The sequence below is a fragment of the Kutzneria viridogrisea DSM 43870 genome (genome assembly GCF_000525635.1).
GTDB lineage: Bacteria > Actinomycetota > Actinomycetes > Mycobacteriales > Pseudonocardiaceae > Kutzneria > Kutzneria viridogrisea.
The window spans coordinates 9,536,603-9,559,476 of sequence record NZ_CP007155.1 but is presented as its reverse complement, the minus strand read 5'-3'; the positions used below and the strand labels follow the sequence as shown (position 1 = coordinate 9,559,476).

Below are 22,874 nucleotides of genomic sequence, written 5' to 3'. Positions count from 1 at the left end.
GTTGCTCAACCGTGCGTCGGGAATCCCAGGTCAATTCCGGATTGGCGCGGCCACCGCGCGGTGACTGCCTTTGCGCGCGTGTAGAAACGCACACCATCGGCGCCGTGCACGTGCGTGTCGCCGAACAGGGAATCCTTCCAACCGCCGAACGAGTAATAGGCCATCGGCACCGGGATGGGCACGTTGATGCCGACCATTCCCACGGTGACCCGGCGCTGGTACTCGCGCGCGGCCAGACCGTCACCGGTGTAGACGGCGGTGCCGTTGCCGTACGGGTTGGCGTTGACCAGGCGCACGGCGTCCTCGAAGGTGGCCACCCGCACCACCGACAGCACCGGGCCGAAGATCTCCTCGGTGTAGATCGACATCTCGGTGCCCACGTGGTCGAACAGGGTCGGTGCCACCCAGAACCCGTTCTCGTTGCCCGCGGGGGCGTGCCCGCGCCCGTCCACCACCAGCGTGGCACCCTGGGCCACCCCGGCGTCCACATAGGACCGCACGCGGTCGCGGTGCGCGCCGGTCACCAGCGGACCCATCTGCGAGCCCGGCTGGTCCCCGGGCCCGGTCCTCAGCTCCCTGGTCCGCTCGGCGATCTTCGCCACCAGCTCGTCGGCGATGTCGCCCACCGCCACCACCACGGAGATCGCCATGCAGCGCTCACCCGCGCTGCCGTAGCCCGCCGACACCGCCGCGTCCGCCGCCACGTCCAGGTCGGCGTCGGGCAGCACCACCATGTGGTTCTTCGCCCCGCCCAGGGCCTGCACCCGCTTGCCGTTGGCCGTGCCGCGCGCGTACACGTGCCTGGCGATCGGTGTGGAGCCCACGAAGGACACGCCGGACACCTCGGGGTGGTCCAGCAACGCGTTGACCGCGAACGCGTCGCCCTGCACCACGTTGAGCACCCCGTCGGGCAGACCGGCCTCGCTGAACAGCTCGGCCAGGCGGACCGAGGCGGAGGGGTCGCGCTCGGAGGGCTTGAGCACGAAGGCGTTGCCGCAGGCGATGGCCACCGGGAACATCCACATCGGCACCATCACGGGGAAGTTGAACGGGGTGATGCCCGCGACCACACCCAGCGGCTCGCGCACCGAGTAGGCGTCCACCCCGCGGGAGACCTGCTCGGAGTGCTCGCCCTTGAGCAGGTGCGGGATGCCGCAGGCGAACTCCACGACCTCCAGCCCGCGCTGCACCTCGCCCGCCGCGTCGGAGAGCACCTTGCCGTGCTCCGCGCTGATGATCGCGGCCAGCTCGTCCCGGTGCTGGTCGAGCAGTTGCCGGTAGGCGAACAGGATCCGGCTGCGGGTCGACAGCGAGGAGTCGGCCCAGGCCACAGCCGCCTTGGCCGCCGAGCCGACGGCCAAGTCCACATCGGACTGTTCGGCCAGCAGCACCTCCCGGGCCACCTCGCCGGTGGCCGGCTGGAAGACCGGTGCGGTCCTGGTCGACGAGCCGGTGGTGCGCGCCCCGTCGATCCAGTGCGCTACAGGGGCAGAACTCACGTTGGTACTCCTAACGACTTGGCGGTGATGTGGTCGCGCGGACCACCAGCGAGGGGTGCAGCCAGCGGTGCATCGCCTCCGAGCGCTGGCCGCGCACCCGCTCCAGCAGCGCCTCGGCGGCCAGCCTGCCCATCTCGTTGCGCGGTTGGTCCACAGTGGTCAGTGAGACGTGTCGCAGTGCGGCCAGCGAGGTGTTGTCGTAGCCCACGACGGACACGTCATCGGGCACGCGCAGCCCCGCGTCCTCCAGTGCGGAGATCGCGCCCACCGCGTTGAAGTCGTTGGCGGCGACGATCGCCGTCGGCAACGGCTCGCCCCGCTCCAGCAGGGCGCGAATCGCCTTGGCGCCAGCAGTATCGGTGTACTCGCTCGCGATGACAAGGGGTTGCAGGCCGTTGCGCTGCATCGCCGCCACATATCCCTTGCGCCGCAAGGAGGACTGCGAGCCGTTACCGCCGTCCAGGTGTGCGATGGCGCGGTGGCCCAGCTGCACCAGGTGGTCCACCGCCAGGCCCGAACCCGCCTCGCCGTCGTCGTTCACCGTGTCCACAGTGGACAAGCGTGAGGCGCGGGACACCAGCACGGTGGGCGCCTGGGCGGCCGCGCTGGCGATGGTCGAGGCGGGCACGACGGGTCCGAGCAGCGCGATGCCCGCAGGGCGGAAGGAGAGCAGGCTGTCCACGGCCCTGCGCTCGCGGCTGGGGCTGCGCCCGCCGGTGTTGAGGATCAGGTCGAAGCCCTCGGCGCTGGCGGCTGCCTCCAGCCCCTCCACGACCTCCGCGAAGAAGGCGTTGTGCAGGTCGGAGACCATCGCGCCGAGCACCGTGGACGTGGCGCTGGCCAGTGACCTCGCCATCGCGTGCGGGGAGTAGCCCAGTTCCTCGGCGGCGAGCAGCACGGCCTGCCGGCGCTGCTCGCTGACCTTGGGTGAACCGCGCATCACCAGTGAGACCAGTGCGCGGGAGACGCCGGCGCGTGCGGCCACGTCCTCCATGGTCGGGCGGCCCATGGAGCCTCCTACTGGATCGGTCCGGGGGAAACCTGGCGGACATCCGGTCTTGACATCCGTGTGACGCACCATACAGGGTTAGAGCGCTCCAACCAATAGAGCGCTCTAACGCAGGACAGTCTCAACCAGGACGGAGACCCGTGCCCATGCGCATCGGAGTTGCCGGTGTCGGACGGATCGGCACCATGCACGCGACGAACCTCGCCTCGCTGCCGCAGGTGGACGAGGTCGTGCTCTTCGACCCGGTGCCGGGCCGCGCCGCCGAGGCCGCCGCGGGCATCGGCGCGGGCACCAGGGCCGTTGACGACCTGGACGCGCTGCTGGCCGCCAGCGAGGGCGTGCTGATCGCGACCCCGACCGACACGCACCCGGCGATGCTGCGGCGCAGCCTGTCGGCGAAGGTCCCGGTGCTGTGCGAGAAGCCCATCGCGGGCGACCTGGAGACGATGACCGCGCTGGTCAGCGAGGTGGAGGCGTCCGGGGTGGAGGTGCTGGTGGGCTTCCAGCGCCGCTTCGACCCGGCCGTGGTCGAGTTGCACCGGCGCATCCGTGCTGGTGAGGTCGGAACCGTGTACCTGGTGCGGGCCCTGGGCAACGACGCCCAGCCGCCGGACTTCGGCTACCTGCCAGCGTCCGGGGGCATCTTCCGCGACCTGTTCGTGCATGACCTGGACGCCGTTCCCTGGCTGGTCGGCGAACCGGTGGTAGAGGTGTACGCCTCGGGCTCCGTGCTGGTGCACGAGGCCTTCGCGGCGGCTGACGACGTGGACAACGCGGTGATCACTTTGCGCTTCGCCGGCGGCTCGCACGCGCTGATCGCCGGTGGACGGCACGACCCGCTCGGCTATGACCACCGCATCGAGGTGTTGGGCAGCAAGGACTCGCTGACCGTCGGCCTCGACCCGCGCACCCCGCTGACCTCGCTGGAGGCCGACGGCCCGAAGGTCGCCGCCGACGCCTACCCCGGGTTCCCGGAGCGGTTCCACAAGGCCTACCTCAACGAGATGGCCGTGTTCGTGGACGTGGTCGCGGGCCGCGCGGCCAACCCCTCGCCGGTGCGCGACAGCCTGGTGAGCCTGCGGCTGGCCGAGGCCTGCGAGTCCTCGCGCCGCTCCGGCAACCCGGTCCGGCTGGCGCAGGAGGTGTCGGCATGACCGTGAAGATCGCCGGAGCACCGATCTCGTGGGGCGTCTGCGAGGTTCCCGGCTGGGGGCGGGTGCTTGACCCGGACACCGTGCTGGGCCAGATGGCCGAACTGGGCCTGCGCGCAACGGAGCTGGGCCCGCCCGGCTACCTGCCCGAGCAGCCCGAGGTGCTGAAGGAAACCCTGGGGCGCAAGGGGCTCACGCTCGTGGGCGGCTTCCTCGCCGTGGTGCTGCACGACTCCGCACGCACGGAGCAGACGCTGTCCGAGGCGGAGCACTCGGCGCGGGTGCTGGCGGCGGGCGGGGCCGAGGTGCTGGTGCTGGCCGCTGCCACCGGGTTGGCGGGCTACGACGAGCGGCCCGCCCTCACCGAGGAGCAGTGGCAGACGCTGATCAGCAACTGCGCGGCGATCCGCGAGATCGCGGCGCGGCACGGGCTGGACACTGTGCTGCACCCGCACGTGGGCACGCACGTGGAGCAGGGCGCCGAGGTCGAGCGCTTCCTCGCCGACTCGGACCTGCCGCTGTGCCTGGACACCGGGCACCTGCTCATCGGCGGCACCGACCCGGTGGAGCTGGCCAAGCGGCACGCCGCACGGATCAGCCACGTGCACCTCAAGGATGTCCGCGCCGACCTGGCCGACCAGGTCCGTGCGGGGCAGCTCGGCTACGCGAACGCCGTGGCCCAGGGCATGTACGTACCCCTGGGCGACGGGGACGTGGAGATCGGCGCCATCGTCCGGTTCCTGCACGAGGCGGGCTACCAGGGGTGGTACGTCCTGGAGCAGGACGCCGCACTGGCCGAGGACAGCACCGACGGGGACGGACAACCCCGCCGGGACTCAGCTCGCAGCATCGAGTATCTCGAATCGGTCGTCGGGACCCTGTGACCCGGCGACCACACTCCAGGCCAGGAGCGTCAACCCAGGAGAGACAATGTTGTCTAGGAAAGCCAAGAGAGTCCTGCGCGGCCTGAGCGCCGCGGCCGGAGTCCTGGTGCTTGCCGCGTGCACGGGCCCGACCGCCGCGGACCCCGCCGGTGGCACGGCGAACGCCACCGGCTCGGCCACCGCCGGCGGGCCGATGCACATCGCGGTGGTCACGCACGGCACCGCGGGCGACGCGTTCTGGAACGTGGTGAAGAACGGCGCCACGGACGCGGGCAAGCAACTCGCCGTGAACGTCGACTACAACTCCGACGGCGATCCTGGGGCGCAGTCGAAGCTGATCGACAACGCGGTGGCGCAGAAGGTGGACGGGCTGGTCGTGTCCATGGCCAACCCCGACGCGCTGAAGAGTTCCGTGCAGCGGGCGGTCAAGGCGGGCATTCCGGTCGTGACGATCAACTCCGGTCAGGCGCAGAGCGCCTCGTACGGCGCGATCGCGCACGTGGGCCAGGACGAGGCGATCGCGGGCCGCCAGGCGGGTGCGCGGCTCAGGTCGGAGGGCCGGACCAAGCTGCTCTGCGTGATCCACGAGGCGGGCAACGTCGGACTCAACCAACGCTGCGACGGGGCCAAGCAGGGTTTCGGCGGCCAGGCGAGCACCCTGCAGGTGGACATCAGCAACCCGACCGACGTGGAGGCGCGGATCAAGGGCGCGCTGCAGACCGACAGCTCCATCGACGCCGTGCTCACGCTCAACCCGCAGGTGGCGCTGAGCGCGGCGAACGCGGTGCGCGACAGCAACGCCAAGGCGGTGGTCAGCACCTTCGACCTCAACGCCGACGTGGTCAACGCGATCAAGGCCGGTCAGGTCGACTTCGCCGTCGACCAGCAGCAGTACGAGCAGGGCTACCTGCCGATCGTGATGCTCAAGCTGTACCACGACAACGCCAACACCGTCGGCGGCGGCCAGCCCGTGCTGACCGGCCCCGGCTTCGTCGACAAGTCCAATGTGGACAAGGTCGCGCAGTACGCGTCCCGAGGTACCCGATGAGTGAGGTGGCCACCGTGTCCGTGGACGAACGGATCGCGAGACCGGGCCTGTTCGGCAGGCTGGCGGTCCGCCCGGAGATCGGCGCGCTGCTCGGCGCGGTCGCGGTCTTCGTCTTCTTCTCACTGGTAGCGCGGCAGTTCGTCAGCCCGGCGGGCATCGCCACCTGGCTGGACGACGCCGCCACGCTGGGCATCGTCGCGGTGGCGGTGGCCCTGCTGATGATCGGCGGCGAGTTCGACCTGTCGGCCGGTGTCATGACGGCCTCCAGCTCGCTGGTCACCGCGATCCTGGCCACCCAGCTCGGGCTCAACGTGTGGCTGGCCGTGCTGTGCTCGCTGGTGTTCGCCCTGGCCGTCGGCGCCTTCAACGGCTGGCTGGTCATGCGCACCAGGCTGCCCAGCTTCATCGTCACCCTGGGCACGTTCTTCGCGTTGCAGGGCCTGAACCTGGGCATCACCCGGCTGGTCACCGGGACCGTGCAGGTCTCCGGCATCCGCTCGGTGCCCGGCTACGCCGAGGTGGGCTACTTCTTCGCCTCCACCTTCTCGCTGGGCGGCACCACCTTCCAGGTCTCCGTGCTGTGGTGGATCGGGGTCGCCGCGGTGGCCTCCTGGCTGCTGGTGCGCACCCGGTTCGGCAACTGGATCTTCGCCGTGGGCGGGTCCGCCCCCAGCTCGCTCGCGGTGGGCGTGCCGGTGGTGCGCACCAAGATCGCGCTGTTCATGACGACCGCGGGCGCGGCCTGGCTGGTCGGTACGATCAACATCCTGCGCTTCACCACGGTGCAGGCCAACCAGGGCATCGGCCTGGAGTTCCAGTACATCATCGCCGCGGTCATCGGCGGTTGCCTGCTCACCGGCGGCTTCGGTTCGGCCGTGGGCGCCGCGATCGGTGCGCTGATCTTCGGCATGGCCAGGCAGGGCATCGTCTACGCGAACTGGAACAGCGACTGGTTCCAGCTCTTCCTCGGCATCATGCTGCTGGCGGCGGTGCTGGTGAACAACAGCTTCCGGCGCCGCGCGGAAAGGGTACGGCGATGACAACGCCACTGCTCGAGGTCACCGAGGTCGGCAAGACCTACGGCAGCGTGATCGCGCTGCGCGAAGTGTCCACTGTGGTCAACGCGGGTGAGGTCACCTGCGTGCTCGGGGACAACGGCGCGGGCAAGTCCACGCTGATCAAGATCCTGGCCGGGCTGCACCAGCACGACGAGGGCGAGTTCCGCATCGAGGGCGAGCCGGTGCGCCTGGGCTCACCCCGCGAGGCCCTGGACCGCGGCATCGCCACGGTGTACCAGGACCTGGCCGTGGTGCCGCTGATGAGCGTGTGGCGCAACTTCTTCCTGGGGTCCGAGCCCACCAAGGGGTTCGGCCCGCTGCGCATGCTGGACCGCAAGCAGGGCAGGGAGGTCACCCGCAAGGCCCTGGCCGAGATGGGCATCGACCTGCGCGACGTGGAGCAGCCCGTGGGCACCCTGTCCGGCGGCGAGCGGCAGTGCGTGGCCATCGCGCGCGCGGTGCACTTCGGCGCCAAGGTGCTGATCCTGGACGAGCCGACCGCCGCACTGGGCGTGAAGCAGGCCGGGGTCGTGCTCAAGTACGTCGCTCAGGCAAGGGATCGCGGGCTCGGCGTCGTGCTGATCACGCACAACCCGCACCACGCCTACCCGGTGGGCAACCGGTTCCTGTTGCTCAAGCGGGGGCGCAGCCTGGGCTGCTTCGAGAAGGCCGACATCTCGCTGGCGGAGCTGACCCGCCAGATGGCCGGTGGGGCCGAACTGGAAGCCCTGGAGCACGAACTGCGCGGTGCCGTGTCGTGACCATTCTGGAAGCGCTCACGATCGGCCGCGTCGGGGTGGACCTGTACCCGGAGCAGAGCGGCGTGCCGCTGGCCGAGGTGCGGACCTTCGCCAAGTCGCTGGGCGGCACCGCGACCAACGTCGCGGTGGCCGCTGCCCGGCTTGGCCGCCGCACCGGCGTGCTGACCAAGGTCGGCCCGGATGGGTTCGGCGACTACGTGCGACAGGCGCTGGCCGGATTCGGCGTGTCCCCGGATCACGTTGGCACTGCTGAGGACCTGCTCACCCCGGTGGTGTTCTGCGAGCTGAACCCGCCCGCTGATCCGCCGCTGCTGTTCTACCGGCTGCCCACCGCGCCGGACCTGACGCTCACCGAGGATGACGTGCCCTGGCAGGTGGTCCGGGACGTGCCGCTGCTGTGGGTGACCGGCACCGGGGTGTGCGTGGAGCCCGCACGTGCCACGCAGCGCAGGATCCTGGAGCACCGGGCGAAGAGCGGGCACACCGTGCTGGACCTGGACTACCGGCCGATGTTCTGGCCGGACGTCGAGACGGCCCGCGCGGAGATCGGCTGGATGCTCGACCACGTCACGGTGGCCGTGGGCAACCGTGCCGAGGCCGAGGTGGCCGTGGGCAGTTCGGACCCGAACGAGGCCGCCGACCGGCTGCTGGCACGCGGTGTGCGGCTGGCGATGGTGAAGATGGGCGCCGACGGCGTGCTTGTCGCCACGCCCGAAGGACGGGAAACCGTGACTCCGCAACGCGTTGAGGTCGTGTGCGGGCTCGGGGCAGGTGACGCCTTCGGTGGTTCGGTGGTGCACGGCCTGCTGTCCGGCTGGGACCCCGTGCGCATCGCGCGGCGGGCCAACGCGGCGGGCGCGATCGTGGCGTCCAGGCTGGCCTGCGCGGACGCGATGCCCGAGCAGAGCGAGATCGAGGAGTTGCTGGACCTTGCTGACCGATGACCAGTGGAGCGGGCTGCTGCACACCAGAGCCACCGATCCCGGTGCTGTGGCCCGTGCCTACGCCGCCCGCAAGCGCCGCGCAAAGCTGTTGTCCGACAAGGGAACGCTCTTCCTCGTCGCCGCCGACCACCCGGCTCGCGGCGCGCTGGCGGTCGGCTCCGATCCGCTGGCCATGGTGGACCGCCGCGACCTGCTGGACCGCCTGTTGATCGCACTGGCCAACCCGGCCGTGGACGGCCTGCTCGGCACCCCGGACATCGTCGAGGAACTGCTGCTGCTGGGGGCACTGGACGACAAGGTGGTCATCGGCTCGATGAACCGCGGCGGCCTGGCCGGTGCCGACTGGGAGATCGACGACCGGTTCACCGGGTACACCGCACAGTCCATCGTGGACAGTGGCCTGGACGGCGGCAAGATGCTGCTGCGCATCGTCAACGCCGACGCCGGGACCATTCCCACCTTGCAGGGCTGTGCCGATGCGGTGTCCGAGCTGGCTGGTCACGGGCTGATGGCGATGGTCGAGCCGCTGCCGTACCACCGGGACAACTCCGGTCGGCTCGTGCTCGAACGGGACACGGCGGCACTGGCGCGGGCGATCACCGTGGCCTCGGCGCTGGGCGTCACCAGCTCGCACACCTGGCTCAAGCTGCCCGCGCCCGCCGACCTGAAGGTGCTGGACGCCACCACCTTGCCCGTGGTCGTGCTGGGTGGTGTGCCCTCCGGCAACCCGGACGAGGACCTCGCCGCGTGGGGCAAGGCGCTCGGCCACGCGGCGGTGCGCGGACTGGTCGTGGGACGTGCCCTGCTCTACCCGCCGCACGGTGACGTGGCCGGTGCGGTCGATGCGGCAGCGAAGGTACTGGAGGTAGGGTCGTGAGTTCTCTCCACCGTCCACTCGGGACGCTCGCTGACGGTGAGGACCCGGTCCTGCTGACCCCGGAGGGAGCCGGGTGGACCTATACGGGCCTGCGCGTCCTCCTGCTGCACCCGGGAACCTCACGGGTGGTCGAGACCGGTGAGTTCGAGGCGTTCGTGCTGCCACTGTCCGGCGGCTGCACCGTGGAGGTCGACGGCCAGCGCTTCTCGCTGACCGGCCGCGACTCCGTGTTCACCCGCGTCACCGACTTCGCCTACGTGCCAAGGGACGCCCAAGTCACTTTGTCGACAAAGGACGGTGTCGAGCTCGCGCTGCCGATGGCCCGCTGCACCAGGAGGCTGGAACCGCGCTACGGCCCGGCCGAGGAGGTGCCGGTCGAGGTGCGCGGCGGCGGCAACGCCACCAGGCAGGTCACCAACTTCGGCGTGCCCGGGGTCTGGGAGCACGCCGACAAGCTCAACGCCTGCGAGCTGATCACCCCGGACGGCAACTGGTCCTCCTACCCGCCGCACAAGCACGACGAGGCGAGCGAGTGCGAGGTCGTCAACGAGGAGATCTACTACTTCCGGATCGCGGGCCGGGACGGGATCACCCCGTCGCAGAACGGTTTCGGCCTGCACCGCACGTACACCGCCGACGGCGAGCTGGACGAGGACGTGGCAGTCCGGGACGGGGACGTGTTCCTGATCCCGCGCGGCTACCACGGTCCCTGCGTTGCCGCACCCGGCTACCCCATGTACTACCTCAACGTGCTCGCCGGTCCCGCCGAGGAGCGCTCCATGGCGTTCTGTGACGACCCCGTGCACAGCTGGGTACGCGGCACCTGGGCGGGACAGCCCACCGATTCCCGTTGCCCGGTCACCAGTTCCGAAGGGCGAGTGCGATGAAAACGGTCCGGTTGACCACTGCGCAGGCGCTCGTCCGCTGGATGATCGCCCAGCGCACCGAGCTGCTCGACGGCTCCGAGGCCCCGTTGTTCCCCGGGGTGTTCGCGATCTTCGGCCACGGCAACGTGCTCGGCATCGGCACCGCGCTGGAGGAGCACCGCGAGCAGATCCCGGTGTGGCGCGGGCACAACGAGCAGGGCATGGCCCTGGCCGCGGTCGGTTTCGCCAAGGCCACCCACCGCAGGCAGGTCGGCGTGGCGACCACCTCGATCGGCCCCGGTGCGCTCAACCTGGTCACCGCGGCCGGTGTGGCGCACGCGAACCGGTTGCCGCTGCTGCTGTTGCCCGGGGACACCTTCGCCAGCCGGGCGCCCGACCCGGTGCTGCAACAGGTCGAGCACTTCGGTGACGCCACCGCGACCGTCAACGACGCGTTCCGCGCGGTCAGCCGCTACTTCGACCGGATCACCGCCCCCGAGCAGCTGCTCGCCACGCTGCCCCAGGTGGCCCGCGTGCTCACCGACCCGGCCGACTGCGGGCCCGTCACGATCGCCCTGCCCCAGGACGTGCAGGCGCAGGCGTTCGACTTCCCCACCGCCCTGTTCGAGCCGGTCCTGCACCGCGTGCAGCGCCCGCGCCCGGACCGGCGCGCGGTCGCCGAGGCCGTGGACCTGCTCCGGTCCGCGCGGCGCCCGCTGCTCGTGCTCGGCGGGGGCGTGCGCTATTCCGGAGCCGGACAGGACGTGATCGCGTTCGCTGAGCGGCACGGCATCCCGATCACCGAGACCACCGCCGGGCGCACGCTCGTGCACCACGAGCACCGGCTGCATGCCGGTCCGCTGGGCATCACCGGCTCCGCCTCCGGCAACGAGCTGGCCGCCGAGGCCGATGTCGTGCTCGCCGTGGGCACGCGCCTACAGGACTTCACCACCGGCTCGTGGACCGTGTTCTCCCCCGAGGTACGGCTGATCACCGTCAACGCCGCCCGGTTCGACGCCGTCAAGCACGGCGCCCACGCCGTTGTCGCCGACGCGCTCGAAGGCGTGCGCGAACTGGGGCATTTGCTGGCGGACTGGGCCGCCGACCCCGCGTGGACCGCCCGTGCCGAGGCCGCCCGGCACACCTGGGACGCGCACATCGACAAGCTCCGGCAACCCACTGCCGGGTTGCCCACCTACGCGCAGGTCGTCGGTGCCGTCAACGAGCAGTCCGGCCCCGAGGACTACGTGCTCACCGCCTCCGGTGGGCTGCCCGGCGAACTCATCGGCGGTTGGCGGGCCACCAGTCCGTCCACAATGGACGTCGAGTACGGGTTCTCCTGCATGGGCTACGAGATCGCCGGTGCCTGGGGTGCCGCCATGGCCCGCCCGCGTGGCGTGGTCACCACCCTGCTCGGCGACGGCTCGTACCTGATGCTCAACTCCGAGCTATTCTCCGCCGCCTTCGCGGGCCACGGGTTCGTCGCCGTCGTGTGCGACAACGACGGGTACGCCGTGATCCACCGCTTGCAGCGCAACCAGGGCGGCGCCGGGTACAACAACATGTACGCCGACTGCCGCACCTCGCACGCCGTCCCGCCCCGCGTGGACTTCGCGGCTCACGCCGCCTCACTCGGCTGCCTCGTGTTCCGCGCCGACGGGCTCGACTCCTTCACCGAGCAGTACGCCCTCGCCCGGCAGGCCGCCGCCACCGGCCGCCCCGCCGTCGTCACCATCTCCACCCACCCCTCCTCCTGGACCGAGGCCGGTGCCTGGTGGGAGGTCGGCGTCCCCGAGACCGCACACCGCGCTGAGGTCACCGCGGCCCGTTCCGCGCTGCTGGAGGGCAAAGCAGGACAGGTCCGGTACACAGGCCGGTGACCCAGGCCGTTGTGCCGTGAAGGTGGCTTTCACTGCGTTCAACGCAGCGAAAGCCACCTTCACGGCGTCGGGACGTGTTCATGACGGTGGCAGGTTTTCGATGCGTCGGCGTTTTCCGCAGGTCGAGTGCGTTTTGGACTTGGGAATGTAATCTCGGCAATCCGGCACGTCGAGGCTGCGATTCACGTGGTAATCAAGGATTCGGCTGGTGAGCCCAGCGGCCCGTTCACAGTTTCACCATCGGCAACGCTGGGAACAACGTGAGTCCGGGCGGCCTTGCACCTGTCATGAGCGAGCTGTTCAGTCCGTTGACACTGCGAGCGGTCACCTTGCGCAACAGGATCGCGGTGAGCCCGATGTGCCAGTACAGCGCCATGGACGGCGTGCCGACCGACTGGCACCTGGTGCACCTGGGGTCACGTGCCGTGGGCGGGGCGGGCCTGGTCATCGCCGAGGCCTCCGCGGTGCAGGCGCACGGCCGGATCTCGCCGAACGACGCGGGCATCTGGTCGGACGAGCACGAGCGGGCGTGGCGGCCCATCACGAGGTTCATCGAGGAGCAGGGCGCCGTGCCGGGCATCCAGCTGGCACACGCCGGGTTCAAGGCCTCCTCGCACCGGCCCTTCGACGGCCGGCATGGCGGCGTGCCGGACGAGCAGGGCGGCTGGACCCCGGTCGGGGTCGGCGACACGCCCTTCACCCCGGAGTTCCGCGTCCCGCGGGCGCTGGACCAGGAGGGCATCCGCGAGGTCGTGGACGCCTTCGCCGAGGCGGCGGCACGGGCCGTGCGCGCGGGCTTCCGACTGGTCGAGGTGCACGCGGCCCACGGCTACCTGCTGCACGAGTTCCTGTCTCCGCTGACCAACCACCGGACCGACGAGTACGGCGGCAGCCTGGAGAACAGGATGCGGTTCGCGGTCGAGGTCACCGAGGCCGTGCGGGCCGCGGTGGGTGAGGACGTCCCGGTCCTGGTCCGCATCTCGGGCACCGACTGGCTGGACGGCGGCTGGACGGTCGAGGACAGCGTCGAGCTGGCCACGCGCCTGAGTGCTGCGGGGGCCGATCTGATCGACGTGTCCTCGGGTGGCGTCACCGCCAGGGCACCGATCCCGGTCGGCCCCGGCTACCAGGTGCCGCTGGCCGACACCGTGCGGCGCAAGGCCGAGGTGCCCACCGGCGCCGTTGGCATGATCACCGAACCGGAGCAGGCCGAGCAGGTGCTCGCCAGTGGCTCAGCGGACCTGGTGCTGCTCGCGAGGGAGCTGCTGCGGGACCCGTACTGGCCGCTGCACGCGGCCGGCAGGCTCGGTGCCGAGGCACCGGTTCCCGACCAGTACCGCAGGGCGTACTGACGCCGTGCGGACGCGTTCAGGGGTGGGACCGCGGTCATCCGCGTCCCCACCCCTGGGCGTTTCGGTTGTCAACGACGGTAGTCGTCGTACTCGTCGTCGTAAGGATCATCCGAGGGCTCATCGTTCTGCTTGCCCACGACCGACTGATCGCCGCCGGACAGCTCGCGCTGCAGTGCGTCGAAGTCGGTGTTGTGGGTGCTGTACTTGAGCTCTCGGGCCACCTTCGTTTGCTTGGCCTTCGCCCGGCCGCGCCCCATGGCTCGACCCCCTCGCACAGGGACGGGGGCGGCCGGGGGAATCGGCGGCCCCACTCGTCACGACAACTGGTTCCTGGTAACTACCGTACCGTGTCGACGGGGTTCGATGCGACGCGGCTCGGTGTGGAGGACGCGACACCCTCCGGGCCGACCCCGCCGACCAGGCTCGTGACAGGATCTCGGGGTGCCTCGTCCGTTCGTCGCCTACCTCCGCGTGTACGAACCGTTGTCGGCGTTCGACGCTGAGTTGGCCGTCCGGATGCGCGCTGCCCTGGACAACGGGCCGCTGGCCCGCTCGGCCGCCGGCGACCGTGAGCGAGAACTGTGGTTGCGATCACAGTTGTCCCGTCCGGCGGGACTGCTGCCCTGCGAACCGGTCGAGACGGCCCCGTTGGACCTGCTCGTGCTGGACCCCGCCGAGGTGCCCACCGGCCCGGCGGCCTCCGCGGGGCCCGGGCCGCTCGTCTGCCCGCTGGACCTGCGGGCCCGCTCGGCCGCAGCCCTGGCGGGCTTCCTGAGCACCTCCTCGGGCGTGCTCAGGGCGGCCGCGCTGGGGATGCCCGCCGACACGGCCAAGGCACGGGCCAACTCGGTCATGGCCGAGGTGGGCGCGAGCGCCGTGCACGTGGTGTCGACCACGTGGACCATCCCGCTGCCCTGGTTCGCCCTGGTCGACGCCGACCACCGGCACGTGGTGCTGGCCCCGCGCGAGGACGCGGAGCGGCAGGTGGCGTGGCGGGTCGCGATGGCCGACGCGCGCCGCAGGGTGGCCAGGGCGCACACGGTGGTCAGGGAGGCGCTCGGCGAGAACGGGCCCGCCAGGGTTCTCAGGGACACCGGGCGCTGGCTGGAGCACTTCCACCCGCACTCGGCCGTCGAACTGGACTACGGCGGGCTGGTGCAGCTGCTCGACGACGAACAGCTGCTGGAGGACAGCTCAGCGGTCGACGTGCAGGCCATCGTGGACGCCCTGGAGCAGGGCGACACCGAGGAGGTGGCCCTGCGCTACGAGCAGCTGAGGGAGTTCTGGGGCGAACTGGCCGCGCACGAGCGGTACGGCTAGGGCTCCAGCGCCCCGTCGCCGCGTGGGGCGCGCTGGGCGGCCAGCAGCTCGTCCACCGAGGCGCTGCCGCGCTGGTAGCGCCCGGCGATCTCCCCGTTGATCCGGTCCACCACGTCCTGCACCTCGCGGCGGCGGGCCGAGACCGAGGCCTCCTCCGCGACGAACGCCTGCCTGGCCTGGTCCAGCTTCTCGTCGCTGAGCGAGCTGACGTCGGACAGGTCCACGTCGGAGACCAGCGCCTCCACGTGCCTGCGGTGCGCCTCGGCTCTGGAGGGCTCCAGGGTCTGGTAGCGGCCCAGCCCGGTCGCCGGGCCCACCGCGTTCTCCGCGAGGATCGCGGCCAGCCGCTCCACCACGGGCGCGGCGGAACCGCCCTCGACCCTGCGCTGCTGCTCGGCCTTCACGATGTCGATCCGGGCGTGCAGCAACCGCCGCAGGTAGGAAAGGTCGGTTTCCTCCTGCGCTGCTTCATCGCGCAGCGCGCGTACCCCATCGAGTGCGAGCTCTTCGATACCGGCGGTGTAGTCCGGAGCGAGAACTCGGTCGATGCGCCGCCGCCCGCCAGGACGGACCTCGATCACACCGACATCCTGAAGCACATCACCGTCATGCGCCAACACCTGAGCACTCGTTTCAACCGGACTGTTGCACTCCGATCAGCTTGCGCACCTCGTCCGGGGACAGCGGCGGCCGCTGGGCGATCCTGGCCAGTCCGCTGGCCCTGGCCACGAGTTGGGCGTTGTCCTTGACCCGCTCACCCCGTGCGTAGGAGATGGTGTCCTCCATGCCGACGCGCAGGTGACCGCCCGCCGAGAGCGAAGCCAACATCACCGGTATGGAGGAGCGGCCGACCCCGGTCGCGGAGAAGGTGGCGCCCTCCGGGATCAGTCGCAGGGCCGCCGCGAGGGTCTCGGTGTCGCCCGCCATGCCGCCCGGCACGCCCATGACCAGGTCCACGTGCACGTGCCCGCCAGCGGGCAGGCCGTGCTTGTCCAGCAGCCGGTGCAGGGAGGTGAGCTGGCCCAGGTCGAAGATCTCGTACTCGGGCACGATGCCGCGTTCCCGCATCCGCTTGTGCAGTTCGACCACGAACTCCCAGCGGTTCATGAACACGTCGTCGCCGAAGTTGACCGTGCCCATCGTGCAGGAGGCCGAGTCCGGCATGGCCTCCAGCACGCGCAGCCGGTGCTCCTCGGGATCGGTCACCGCCCCGCCGCTGGACAGCTGCACGACCAGGTTGGTCTCCGCGCGCAGGGCCGCCACGGTGTCCTTGAGCCTGCCCAGGTCCAGGCTCGGCTTCGTGTCCTCGCCCCGGATGTGCACGTGGATCATCGCCGCGCCCACGCGCTCGCAGTCCTTCGCGGTGCTGACCAGCTCGTCCAGGGTCACCGGCAGGTTGGGCACGTCCGCCTTGGCGTGCTCGGCCCCGGTGGGCGCCACCGTGACGATGGTGCCGTGCGAACCGGGGCGGGGTGTCGACGCTGACATGCCGCTGATCCTGGCACAGGCCCGGTTGGGGCGGACCCCGGAACTCTGCGCGCAAACGTTTGTCCACAGGTGTCGAGTTGTCCACATGCGGATCTTGAGCAAGATCGGGTGTCGGGGTGGGGCGGTAGACTGGACTCGGGGTCGCCCCCCTGGGAGTGGCGGGGGATTGTCTTTTCGTGACTACTAGCGCCCCAGGTTGCGGGCGGCTTCGCGGCCCAGGCCCGGCGTGTCCGGCGGCACGGAGTCGGGGTCCACGGCGGCGGGCACGGCCCGGTCCTCGGCGCCGGCGATCAGCTGGGCGTCCACCGGGACGGACCGCTTGACCAGGGCGAGCGCGATGGGGCCGAGCTCGTGGTGCCGCGCGGCGGTGCCGACCCGGCCGACCACGCGGCCGTCCAGCAGCACGGGGTCGCCGGTGTCCGGCAGGGCGTCGAGCGAGCCGTCCAGGTGCAGCAGCAGCATGCGGCGCGGCGGGCGGCCCACGTTGTGCACCTTGGCCACGGTCTCCTGGCCCCGGTAGCAGCCCTTGTCCAGGTGCACGGCGGTGCCGATCCAGTTCACCTCGTGCGGGATCGTGCGCTCGTCGGTGTCCACCCCGAGCCGGGGCCGCAGGCGCTCGGCCCGCAGCGCCTCGAAGGCCCAGCTCCCGGCGGGGCGCGCACCGGCGGAGGTCAGCCGCTCCCACCAGGCGTCCAGCTCGGCGCGGGGGACCAGCAGGTCAACCCCGGGGTAGGGCATGGGGCGCACGAAGCCGCCGCCGGGCAGGGCGCCGGTCTCGGGCACGAGGCGGGCGGTGTCGGGGCCGATGACCGAGAGCACGGCGAGCTCGGCGGTGGCGTCGCGGGGTTCGACCTTCGACCAGAAGACCATCGACCGGAGGTAGGCCAGCAGCGGCCCAGCGGTGCCGGGCTCCACGTCCAGCCAGGTGGTGCCGTCCAGGTCGGTGAGCACGGCGTGGTGCTCCACCCGGCCCTGCACGTCGAGGACCAGCGCCTCGGTGCTGGCCCCGTCGGGCAGCGCGGTCAGGTGCTGGCTGGTCAGCGAGTGCAGCCAGGTCAGCCGGTCCGCGCCGGGCACGGCGATGACCTCGCGGTGCGAGCGGTCCACCACGGCCACCGAGCGCACGGCGGTGCGCTGCTCGGAGAACGGGTCCCCGTAGTGCCACGGGACCCCGGCGTCGGGCGAGCCCTCCGGGGCGGCGACGGCACCGGGACGCTGGGAAGTCACAGGTTCTCCTCTTCGTTCACGCACACCTGGCAGGTACCGGACAGGGCCAGGTGACTGGCGTCCAACCGGAACCCGGTGTCGGCGGACAGCCGGGCCGACAACCCGTCCAGCAGCGAGCACGGCACCTCGTTCACCCGGCCGCAGCGGTGGCAGACCAGGTGCACGTGCTCATGCTCGTCAACGGAATAGGTGGGCGCGCCATGCCCGAGGTGGGTGTGACGAACCAGGCTCAGCTTCTCCAGCAGCTCCAGGGTCCGGTAGACGGTGGTGATGTTGACCGTCGGCGCGGTGCGCTGCACCTGCTGGCAGATCTGTTCGGGGGTCGCGTGCTCCAGCTCGCGCACCGCGTCCAGCACCAGTTGGCGCTGCGGTGTCATGCGCATCCCACGCTCGTGCAAGGTGCGACGAAGTCGTGCGGCCTGCTGCGGGCTCACGGTCTCCACACCTTGGATGGTAGGCCGCTGCGGTGTGAGTAGGCTCGGTCACATGCGCGTGCTGGCCCTGTTGGATGGAACCACCGTTGATCCTGAGACCCCGCTGGTGCGGGTGGACGACCTCGGGCTGCTCCGCGGTGACGGCGTGTTCGAAACCGTGCTCGTGGTCGACGGGCGGCCGAGGGAACTCGGCCCGCACCTGGACCGGCTCGCCCGCTCGGCGGCCATGCTCGAACTGCCCGAGCCGGACCGCTCGGGCTGGGAGCGCTGCGTGGACGCGGTGATCAACAACTGGACCGGCGACAGGCAGATGGCGCTCAAGCTGGTGCTGACCAGGGGCGCGGAGTACGGGGACGGCACACCAACGGCCTTCGCCATGGGACTGCCCATCGGGGAGAAGGTCCTGCGCCAGCGCGAGCAGGGCATCTCGGCGGTCACCCTGGAGCGCGGCATCGACCCGGGGCTGGCCGAGCGCGCGCCCTGGCTGCTGCTGGGCTCGAAGTCCCTGTCCTACGCGGTCAACATGGCCGCCCTGCGGCACGCGGCCAAGCTCGGCGCCGACGAGGTGATCTTCACGGCCTCCGACGGCACGGTGCTGGAGGGGCCCACCTCCACGGTGATCCTGGTGCGCGGGCGCACCCTGATCACCCCGCCCGCCAACATCGGCATCCTGCCCGGCACCACCCAGGCCGCGCTGTTCCGCGCCGCCGAGCGGTCCGGCTGGTCGATCAAGGTGGAGCCGGTGCGGACCTCGGACCTCACCGACAACGACGGGGTGTTCCTGGTGTCCAGCGTGCGCGCGATCACCCGGGTGAACAGCCTCGACGGCCAGCAGCTGGGCGACTTCAGCGCACTGCACGCCGAGCTGACCGCGCTGTACGAGTCGGAGTACTGAGCGGGTGCGGGGAGGGCGGTTCGGCCCTCCCCGCCACCAGCTACTTCAAACCGCTGTCCACGGCGGTCATCAGGGTGCCGGTGTCACCGGACATCTCCCAGATCATCGCGCCGAGCAGCCCCTTGCTCTTGATGTAGGCCATCTTCTTGCCGATCGCCCAGGCGTCGTCGAAGGACCACCACTGGCCGTCGGCCCCGGTGTAACCGTAGGTGGCCACCGCCTGTTCGTTGTGGTAAACGGTCATTCCCGGTAGTGCCGACAACAGGTTGCTGTAACCGCGTGTGCCCGCCTCCTCGGCGAACTGCCCCGGCGCCGCACCCTTGGCCGCCTGCCACTCCCCGTGCGCCCCGCCATCGGTCACGCTCTGCCAGCCGCGACCGTAGAACGGGATGCCCACGGTTATCTTGCGCGGATTCACCCCCGCACCCAGATATGCCTGCACCGCCCCGTCCACGCTGAAGTGGAACGGGTACGGGTCATTGCTCGCCGGGTACAGGTTGGCCTGGTCACCGGTCCGGTTCGGTTCCCAGGAGTTGTCACTGCCGGAACCGTGGAAGTCATAACCCTGCACGTTGAAGATGTCCAGGGACTTCGCGGTCTGCGGCAGGTCCCAGCCCTCACCGATCTTCGTCGGGTCGGCCGGGGTGAACGCGGTCAGCTGGTAGCGCTTGCCGCCGCCGAGCGCGTCGAGCTGGCTGCGGAACTCCGCGAGCAGCGCGGTCAGGTTCGCCTTGTCGTTCGCGCTGTGGTGGTTGCCGGGATGCCCGTTGGCGTCCCCGGGCCACTCCCAGTCCACGTCGATGCCGTCGAAGATGCCCGCGGCCACACCGGCGCCGCCCGCACCGCCGGTCACCGGCAGGTTGCCCTTGATCCACGTGTCGATGCAGGAGCTGACGAACTTCTTGCGCGAGGCGTCGGTGGCCGCCACGTCGGAGAAGTACTTCGAGTACGTCCAGCCGCCCAGCGAGACCAGCACCTTCAGGTTCGGGTACTTCGCCTTCAGCTTCTTGACCTGGTTGAGGTTGCCGCGCAGCGGGGCCCAGCCGTCGTCGGCCACCCCGTCCACCGACTGGGCCGCGCTCATCGGCCTGCCGTAGTCCGCATCGGCGTCCCCGGCCCCGTCGCCCTGGTTCGGGTCCTCGGGGTCGGACGTGGTGCCCTTGGTGACCCCGGACAGGCAGGTCAGGTTCACCGGGTCGATGTTCTCGAAGGCGTACAACAGGTGCGTCAGCTTGCCCGCGGCCCCGGTGTCCACCAGGTTCTTCACGAAGTACTGCCTGCCGTAGATGCCCCACTGCACGAAGTAGCCGATCTTGGCGTAGCCGTTGCCGATCACGTCGGCGGTGGTGGCGGTGACCGCGCTGCTGGCGGCCGAGGTGTTGTCGTAGCCGTCCCGCGCCCGCACGGTGAAGCTGTACTGGGTGGAGGGGCTCAGCCCGGTCACCGTGGCCGCCGTGCCGGTGACGGTGGTGGCCAGTGCCGTGCCGGTGTACACGTCGTAGGCGACGACCCCGGTGTTGTCGGTGGACGCGGACCAGGTCAGCGACACGCTGGTCGAGTCGGTGCCCTTCACGGCCAGGTTCGACGGCGCGGTCGGCGGCTGCGTGTCCTCCCCGGGATCGTTCGTGGTGACCTGGACGGGAGCGCTGGCCGCCGAGGCGGTGCCGTGCGTGTCCTTGGCCTTCACGGTGAACGTGTACGCGGTCTTCGGCGTCAGACCGGAAACCGTTGCGCTGGTTGAGGTCGTGCTCGTGGCCAGTGCCGTGCCGTTGTAGACCTCATAGCCCGCGACGGGGAGATCGCCGGGAGTGGCGGCATTCCAGGCGAGCGTCACGGACTTGGTGGTCTTCACCGTGGCGCGGGCGTTGGTGGGTGCGGAGGGCGGCGCGTCCGCGCTGCCGTCGCACTTGGCGTCGTTGACCCGGCAGTTGGCCGGGGATCCGTTGCCGGACAAGGTGAACGTCAGACTGTACGGCTCGGTTGTGCCGTGCGCCTTGACGACTGCGTTGTAGTAGGCGGGATTGGCCACCACGTGCGTGCCGGTCTGCGTCACGGTGCCGTTCTGGGCGTTGCCCACCGTGGTGCCGCTGGGCACGTCGAAGGCGATGGACCAGGTCTTCAGGTCGGCGTCCCCGTTGTTGGCGACCACGTACTTGCCGGTGGAGCCGGACTGGGAGTAGACGGCGGTGACGGTCGCGGCGGAGGTCGGCGGTGTGCCGCCACCGGTCCCGTCGCAGTTGGCGCCGTTGAGCGTGCAGTTCACCGGCTGTGCGGCGCCACTGAGCGTGAACGTCAGGCTGTAGGGCTCGGTGGACCCGTTCGCGGGCACGGAGGTGTTGTAGAAGGCCGGGTTCGCGGTCACGTGCGTGCCGCTCTGGCTGACCGTGCCGTTCTGCGCGTTGCCGATGACGACCCCGCTGGGCAGGTCGAAGGCCAGCGCCCAGCCGTTGACCGCGGTGGCCCCCGAGTTGGCGATGACGAACTTGCCGCCGCCCGCGGTGGCGGTGAAGGTGGCGGTGAGGCCGGGTGTCGCCGCGGCGGTCGGCGCGAGCGCGACGAGCAGACCGGCCGGGAGTAGCAGTGCGGCGATCACGCCGAACAGACGTTGTCGGTGCATGGTGCTCCTGCCTGCAGGATGACGGGAGGCGGCCGTAGCAGTCCGAACTTAAGTGGCCTAGACCACAGCGTCAATGGGTCTAGACCATTTGGGCGGTGCCGAACCGGAGCACCGCGCCGGGGCCGGCCTGCCCCAGCCGGGGCAGCGAATTCGGCGCCACCACACCGACAACGGGGTAGCCGCCGGTCACCGGGTGATCGGCCAGGAACAGCACCGGCAGGCCGTTCGCGGGTACCTGCACGGCCCCGGTGACCACACCCTCGCTGGGCAGTTCGAGCCCCTCGCGTGCGGGCACACGGCGCAGCGGCTCACCCTCCAGGCGCAGGCCGATCCGGTTGCTCCGTTCGGACACGGTCCAGCGAGCGCCGTTGAGCCGGGCGAGCGAGTCGGCGTCGAACCAGTCCTCGCGCGGGCCCAGCAGCAGCGGTACGACCAGCTCGCCGGGCAGGGCCGAGGCCGCGAGCACGTCCACCCCGCTGGGCAGGCCCGCGGGCGCACCGAGTGCCAGCGAGTCGTTGGCGCGCAACGGGTTCGGGCCGATGCCGGAGAGCACGTCGGTGGACCGGCTGCCCAGGTGCTCGGGCACGTCCACGCCGCCGGACAGCGCCACGTAGCAGCGGATCCCGCCCTGCGGGCTGCCCAGCGCCAGCACCTGGCCCGCGCCGAGGTGCACCGGGGTGTGCGAGTCCACGCGATGACCGTCAACGGTCACCGGCACGGCCGGTCCGGTGACGGCCACGGTGCAGGAGCAGTCGGCGCGCAGCACAAGACCGCCGAGCAGCGCCTCGATGCCCGCCGCCGACTCCTCGTTGCCCACGAGCCGGTTGGCCAGGGCCAGTGCGGGCTGGTCCAGCGCGCCGGAGGGCGGCACGCCGAGGTGGGCGTGGCCGGGGCGACCGCGGTCCTGGACCAGTGCCTGCGGACCTGTGCGAACGATCGTGCAGCTCCTGCTCACCGGGCCACCTCGAAGTGGACGAGGTCCCCGGGTGCCAGCAGCGCGGGCTCGGTGCGGCGCGGGTCGAACAGGATGGCGGTGGTGCGGCCGATCAACCGCCAGCCGCCGGGGGAGGCGCGCGGGTAGGCGCCGGTGAACTCGCCCGCGACGCCGACCGAACCGGCGGGCACCCGTTCGCGCGGGCGCGCCAGGCGAGGCTGGCGCAGCGGCTCGGGCAGGCCGGTCAGGTAGCCGAAACCGGGGGCGAACCCGCAGAACGCCACGGTGTACTCGGCCCCGCTGTGCAGCTCGACCACCTCGTCCACGGTCAGCCCCGCGGTCTCGGCGACCAGGTCCAGGTCCGGCCCGTCGTAGCGGATCGGCAGCCGGATGGTCCGCGGCGAGCGGTCCGGCGGCCTGCTCAGGTCGGCGGACTCGATCACGGCGCGCGCCGCGGCCAGCCCCGTGGACCCGGGGCGGGCGCTGACCAGCACGGTGCGTGCGGCGGGCACCAGCTCCATGAGGTCCGGTAGCCGCGCGGCGACCAGCGCGGCGTGCAGGGCGCCCACCTGCTCCAGCGAGTCCAGCTCCACCAGGAGCGAGTCCTGGCCGCAGCGCAGCAGGCGCACC

Annotated in this window: 22 protein-coding genes; 12 read left to right on the top strand and 10 right to left on the bottom strand. The window is 71.0% G+C overall.

Going from position 1 to position 22,874, the window contains the following annotated elements:
• Positions 1-5: 5 nt before the first annotated feature.
• Complete coding sequence (locus KALB_RS42005) at positions 6-1,499, bottom strand: CoA-acylating methylmalonate-semialdehyde dehydrogenase (RefSeq protein ID WP_025361682.1); 1,494 nt, start codon at positions 1,497-1,499, stop codon at positions 6-8.
• A 10-nt stretch (positions 1,500-1,509) separates the two neighbouring features.
• On the bottom strand, positions 1,510-2,508 hold the full coding sequence (locus KALB_RS42000; RefSeq protein ID WP_025361681.1) for a LacI family DNA-binding transcriptional regulator: 999 nt from the start codon (positions 2,506-2,508) through the stop codon (positions 1,510-1,512).
• Positions 2,509-2,654: 146 nt separating this feature from the next.
• Here KALB_RS42000 and KALB_RS41995 point away from each other — a divergent pair, with 146 nt between their 5' ends.
• The 10 genes from KALB_RS41995 to KALB_RS41950 all read left to right on the top strand — a co-directional run bounded on the left by KALB_RS41995 (position 2,655) and on the right by KALB_RS41950 (position 13,329).
• Entirely contained in the window at positions 2,655-3,662 is a 1,008-nt protein-coding gene (locus tag KALB_RS41995; RefSeq protein ID WP_025361680.1) for a Gfo/Idh/MocA family protein, read from the top strand.
• On the top strand, positions 3,659-4,543 hold the full coding sequence (locus tag KALB_RS41990) for a TIM barrel protein (protein ID WP_025361679.1): 885 nt from the start codon (positions 3,659-3,661) through the stop codon (positions 4,541-4,543). The genes KALB_RS41995 and KALB_RS41990 overlap by 4 nt, the downstream gene beginning before the upstream one ends.
• Positions 4,544-4,589: 46 nt before the next feature.
• Entirely contained in the window at positions 4,590-5,591 is a 1,002-nt protein-coding gene (locus tag KALB_RS41985) for a sugar ABC transporter substrate-binding protein (protein WP_025361678.1), read from the top strand.
• Positions 5,588-6,631, top strand: coding sequence for an ABC transporter permease (locus KALB_RS41980; protein WP_025361677.1), 1,044 nt, complete (start codon positions 5,588-5,590; stop codon positions 6,629-6,631). Before KALB_RS41985 ends, KALB_RS41980 begins: the two co-directional genes overlap by 4 nt.
• Positions 6,628-7,410 carry an ATP-binding cassette domain-containing protein gene (locus KALB_RS41975; RefSeq protein WP_025361676.1) on the top strand — a complete coding sequence of 261 codons (783 nt, stop codon included), beginning with the start codon at positions 6,628-6,630 and terminating at the stop codon, positions 7,408-7,410. The genes KALB_RS41980 and KALB_RS41975 overlap by 4 nt, the downstream gene beginning before the upstream one ends.
• A complete protein-coding gene (iolC, locus tag KALB_RS41970; protein ID WP_025361675.1) occupies positions 7,407-8,354 on the top strand; it encodes a 5-dehydro-2-deoxygluconokinase in 948 nt (315 codons plus the stop codon). Before KALB_RS41975 ends, iolC begins: the two co-directional genes overlap by 4 nt.
• Positions 8,341-9,231 (top strand): Cgl0159 family (beta/alpha)8-fold protein, encoded by an 891-nt coding sequence (locus KALB_RS41965; RefSeq protein WP_025361674.1) that lies wholly within the window; start codon positions 8,341-8,343, stop codon positions 9,229-9,231. Before iolC ends, KALB_RS41965 begins: the two co-directional genes overlap by 14 nt.
• A complete protein-coding gene (gene iolB, locus KALB_RS41960; protein ID WP_025361673.1) occupies positions 9,228-10,118 on the top strand; it encodes a 5-deoxy-glucuronate isomerase in 891 nt (296 codons plus the stop codon). The genes KALB_RS41965 and iolB overlap by 4 nt, the downstream gene beginning before the upstream one ends.
• Positions 10,115-11,977, top strand: a complete 1,863-nt coding sequence (gene iolD, locus KALB_RS41955) for a 3D-(3,5/4)-trihydroxycyclohexane-1,2-dione acylhydrolase (decyclizing) (protein WP_025361672.1) — start codon at positions 10,115-10,117, stop codon at positions 11,975-11,977. Before iolB ends, iolD begins: the two co-directional genes overlap by 4 nt.
• Positions 11,978-12,264: 287 nt before the next feature.
• Positions 12,265-13,329 (top strand): NADH:flavin oxidoreductase/NADH oxidase, encoded by a 1,065-nt coding sequence (locus tag KALB_RS41950; protein WP_025361671.1) that lies wholly within the window; start codon positions 12,265-12,267, stop codon positions 13,327-13,329.
• A 68-nt stretch (positions 13,330-13,397) separates the two neighbouring features.
• Here the strand turns inward: KALB_RS41950 and KALB_RS41945 are convergent, their stop codons facing one another.
• Entirely contained in the window at positions 13,398-13,586 is a 189-nt protein-coding gene (locus tag KALB_RS41945) for a DUF3073 domain-containing protein (protein ID WP_025361670.1), read from the bottom strand.
• Between the two features lie 184 nt (positions 13,587-13,770).
• Between KALB_RS41945 and KALB_RS41940 the strand changes: the two genes are divergently transcribed.
• Entirely contained in the window at positions 13,771-14,649 is an 879-nt protein-coding gene (locus tag KALB_RS41940; RefSeq protein ID WP_025361669.1) for a DUF8083 family protein, read from the top strand.
• On the opposite strand, the gene KALB_RS41935 is transcribed toward KALB_RS41940, so the two are convergent.
• From KALB_RS41935 to KALB_RS41920, 4 genes are all read right to left on the bottom strand, one after another.
• On the bottom strand, positions 14,646-15,230 hold the full coding sequence (locus tag KALB_RS41935; protein ID WP_025361668.1) for an RsiG family protein: 585 nt from the start codon (positions 15,228-15,230) through the stop codon (positions 14,646-14,648). The two genes, KALB_RS41940 and KALB_RS41935, sit on opposite strands and share 4 nt — an antisense overlap.
• Positions 15,231-15,282: 52 nt before the next feature.
• Entirely contained in the window at positions 15,283-16,137 is an 855-nt protein-coding gene (locus KALB_RS41930) for a beta-keto acid cleavage family enzyme (protein ID WP_025361667.1), read from the bottom strand.
• Between the two features lie 183 nt (positions 16,138-16,320).
• Positions 16,321-17,364, bottom strand: a complete 1,044-nt coding sequence (ygfZ, locus tag KALB_RS41925; RefSeq protein WP_025361666.1) for a CAF17-like 4Fe-4S cluster assembly/insertion protein YgfZ — start codon at positions 17,362-17,364, stop codon at positions 16,321-16,323.
• The gene (locus tag KALB_RS41920; protein ID WP_042221395.1) at positions 17,361-17,747 is read right to left on the bottom strand and encodes a Fur family transcriptional regulator; all 387 of its coding nucleotides are present in this window, start codon (positions 17,745-17,747) and stop codon (positions 17,361-17,363) included. Before KALB_RS41920 ends, ygfZ begins: the two co-directional genes overlap by 4 nt.
• Before the next feature lie 103 nt (positions 17,748-17,850).
• Between KALB_RS41920 and KALB_RS41915 the strand changes: the two genes are divergently transcribed.
• Positions 17,851-18,693 (top strand): aminodeoxychorismate lyase, encoded by an 843-nt coding sequence (locus tag KALB_RS41915; RefSeq protein ID WP_025361664.1) that lies wholly within the window; start codon positions 17,851-17,853, stop codon positions 18,691-18,693.
• Positions 18,694-18,733: 40 nt separating this feature from the next.
• On the opposite strand, the gene KALB_RS41910 is transcribed toward KALB_RS41915, so the two are convergent.
• The 3 genes from KALB_RS41910 to pxpB form a co-directional block, all read right to left on the bottom strand.
• Positions 18,734-21,310 carry a glycosyl hydrolase family 18 protein gene (locus KALB_RS41910; RefSeq protein WP_025361663.1) on the bottom strand — a complete coding sequence of 859 codons (2,577 nt, stop codon included), beginning with the start codon at positions 21,308-21,310 and terminating at the stop codon, positions 18,734-18,736.
• Positions 21,311-21,389: 79 nt separating this feature from the next.
• The gene (locus KALB_RS41905; RefSeq protein ID WP_025361662.1) at positions 21,390-22,265 is read right to left on the bottom strand and encodes a 5-oxoprolinase subunit C family protein; all 876 of its coding nucleotides are present in this window, start codon (positions 22,263-22,265) and stop codon (positions 21,390-21,392) included.
• Entirely contained in the window at positions 22,262-22,873 is a 612-nt protein-coding gene (gene pxpB / locus KALB_RS41900; protein ID WP_025361661.1) for a 5-oxoprolinase subunit PxpB, read from the bottom strand. Before pxpB ends, KALB_RS41905 begins: the two co-directional genes overlap by 4 nt.
• Position 22,874 lies beyond the last annotated feature (1 nt).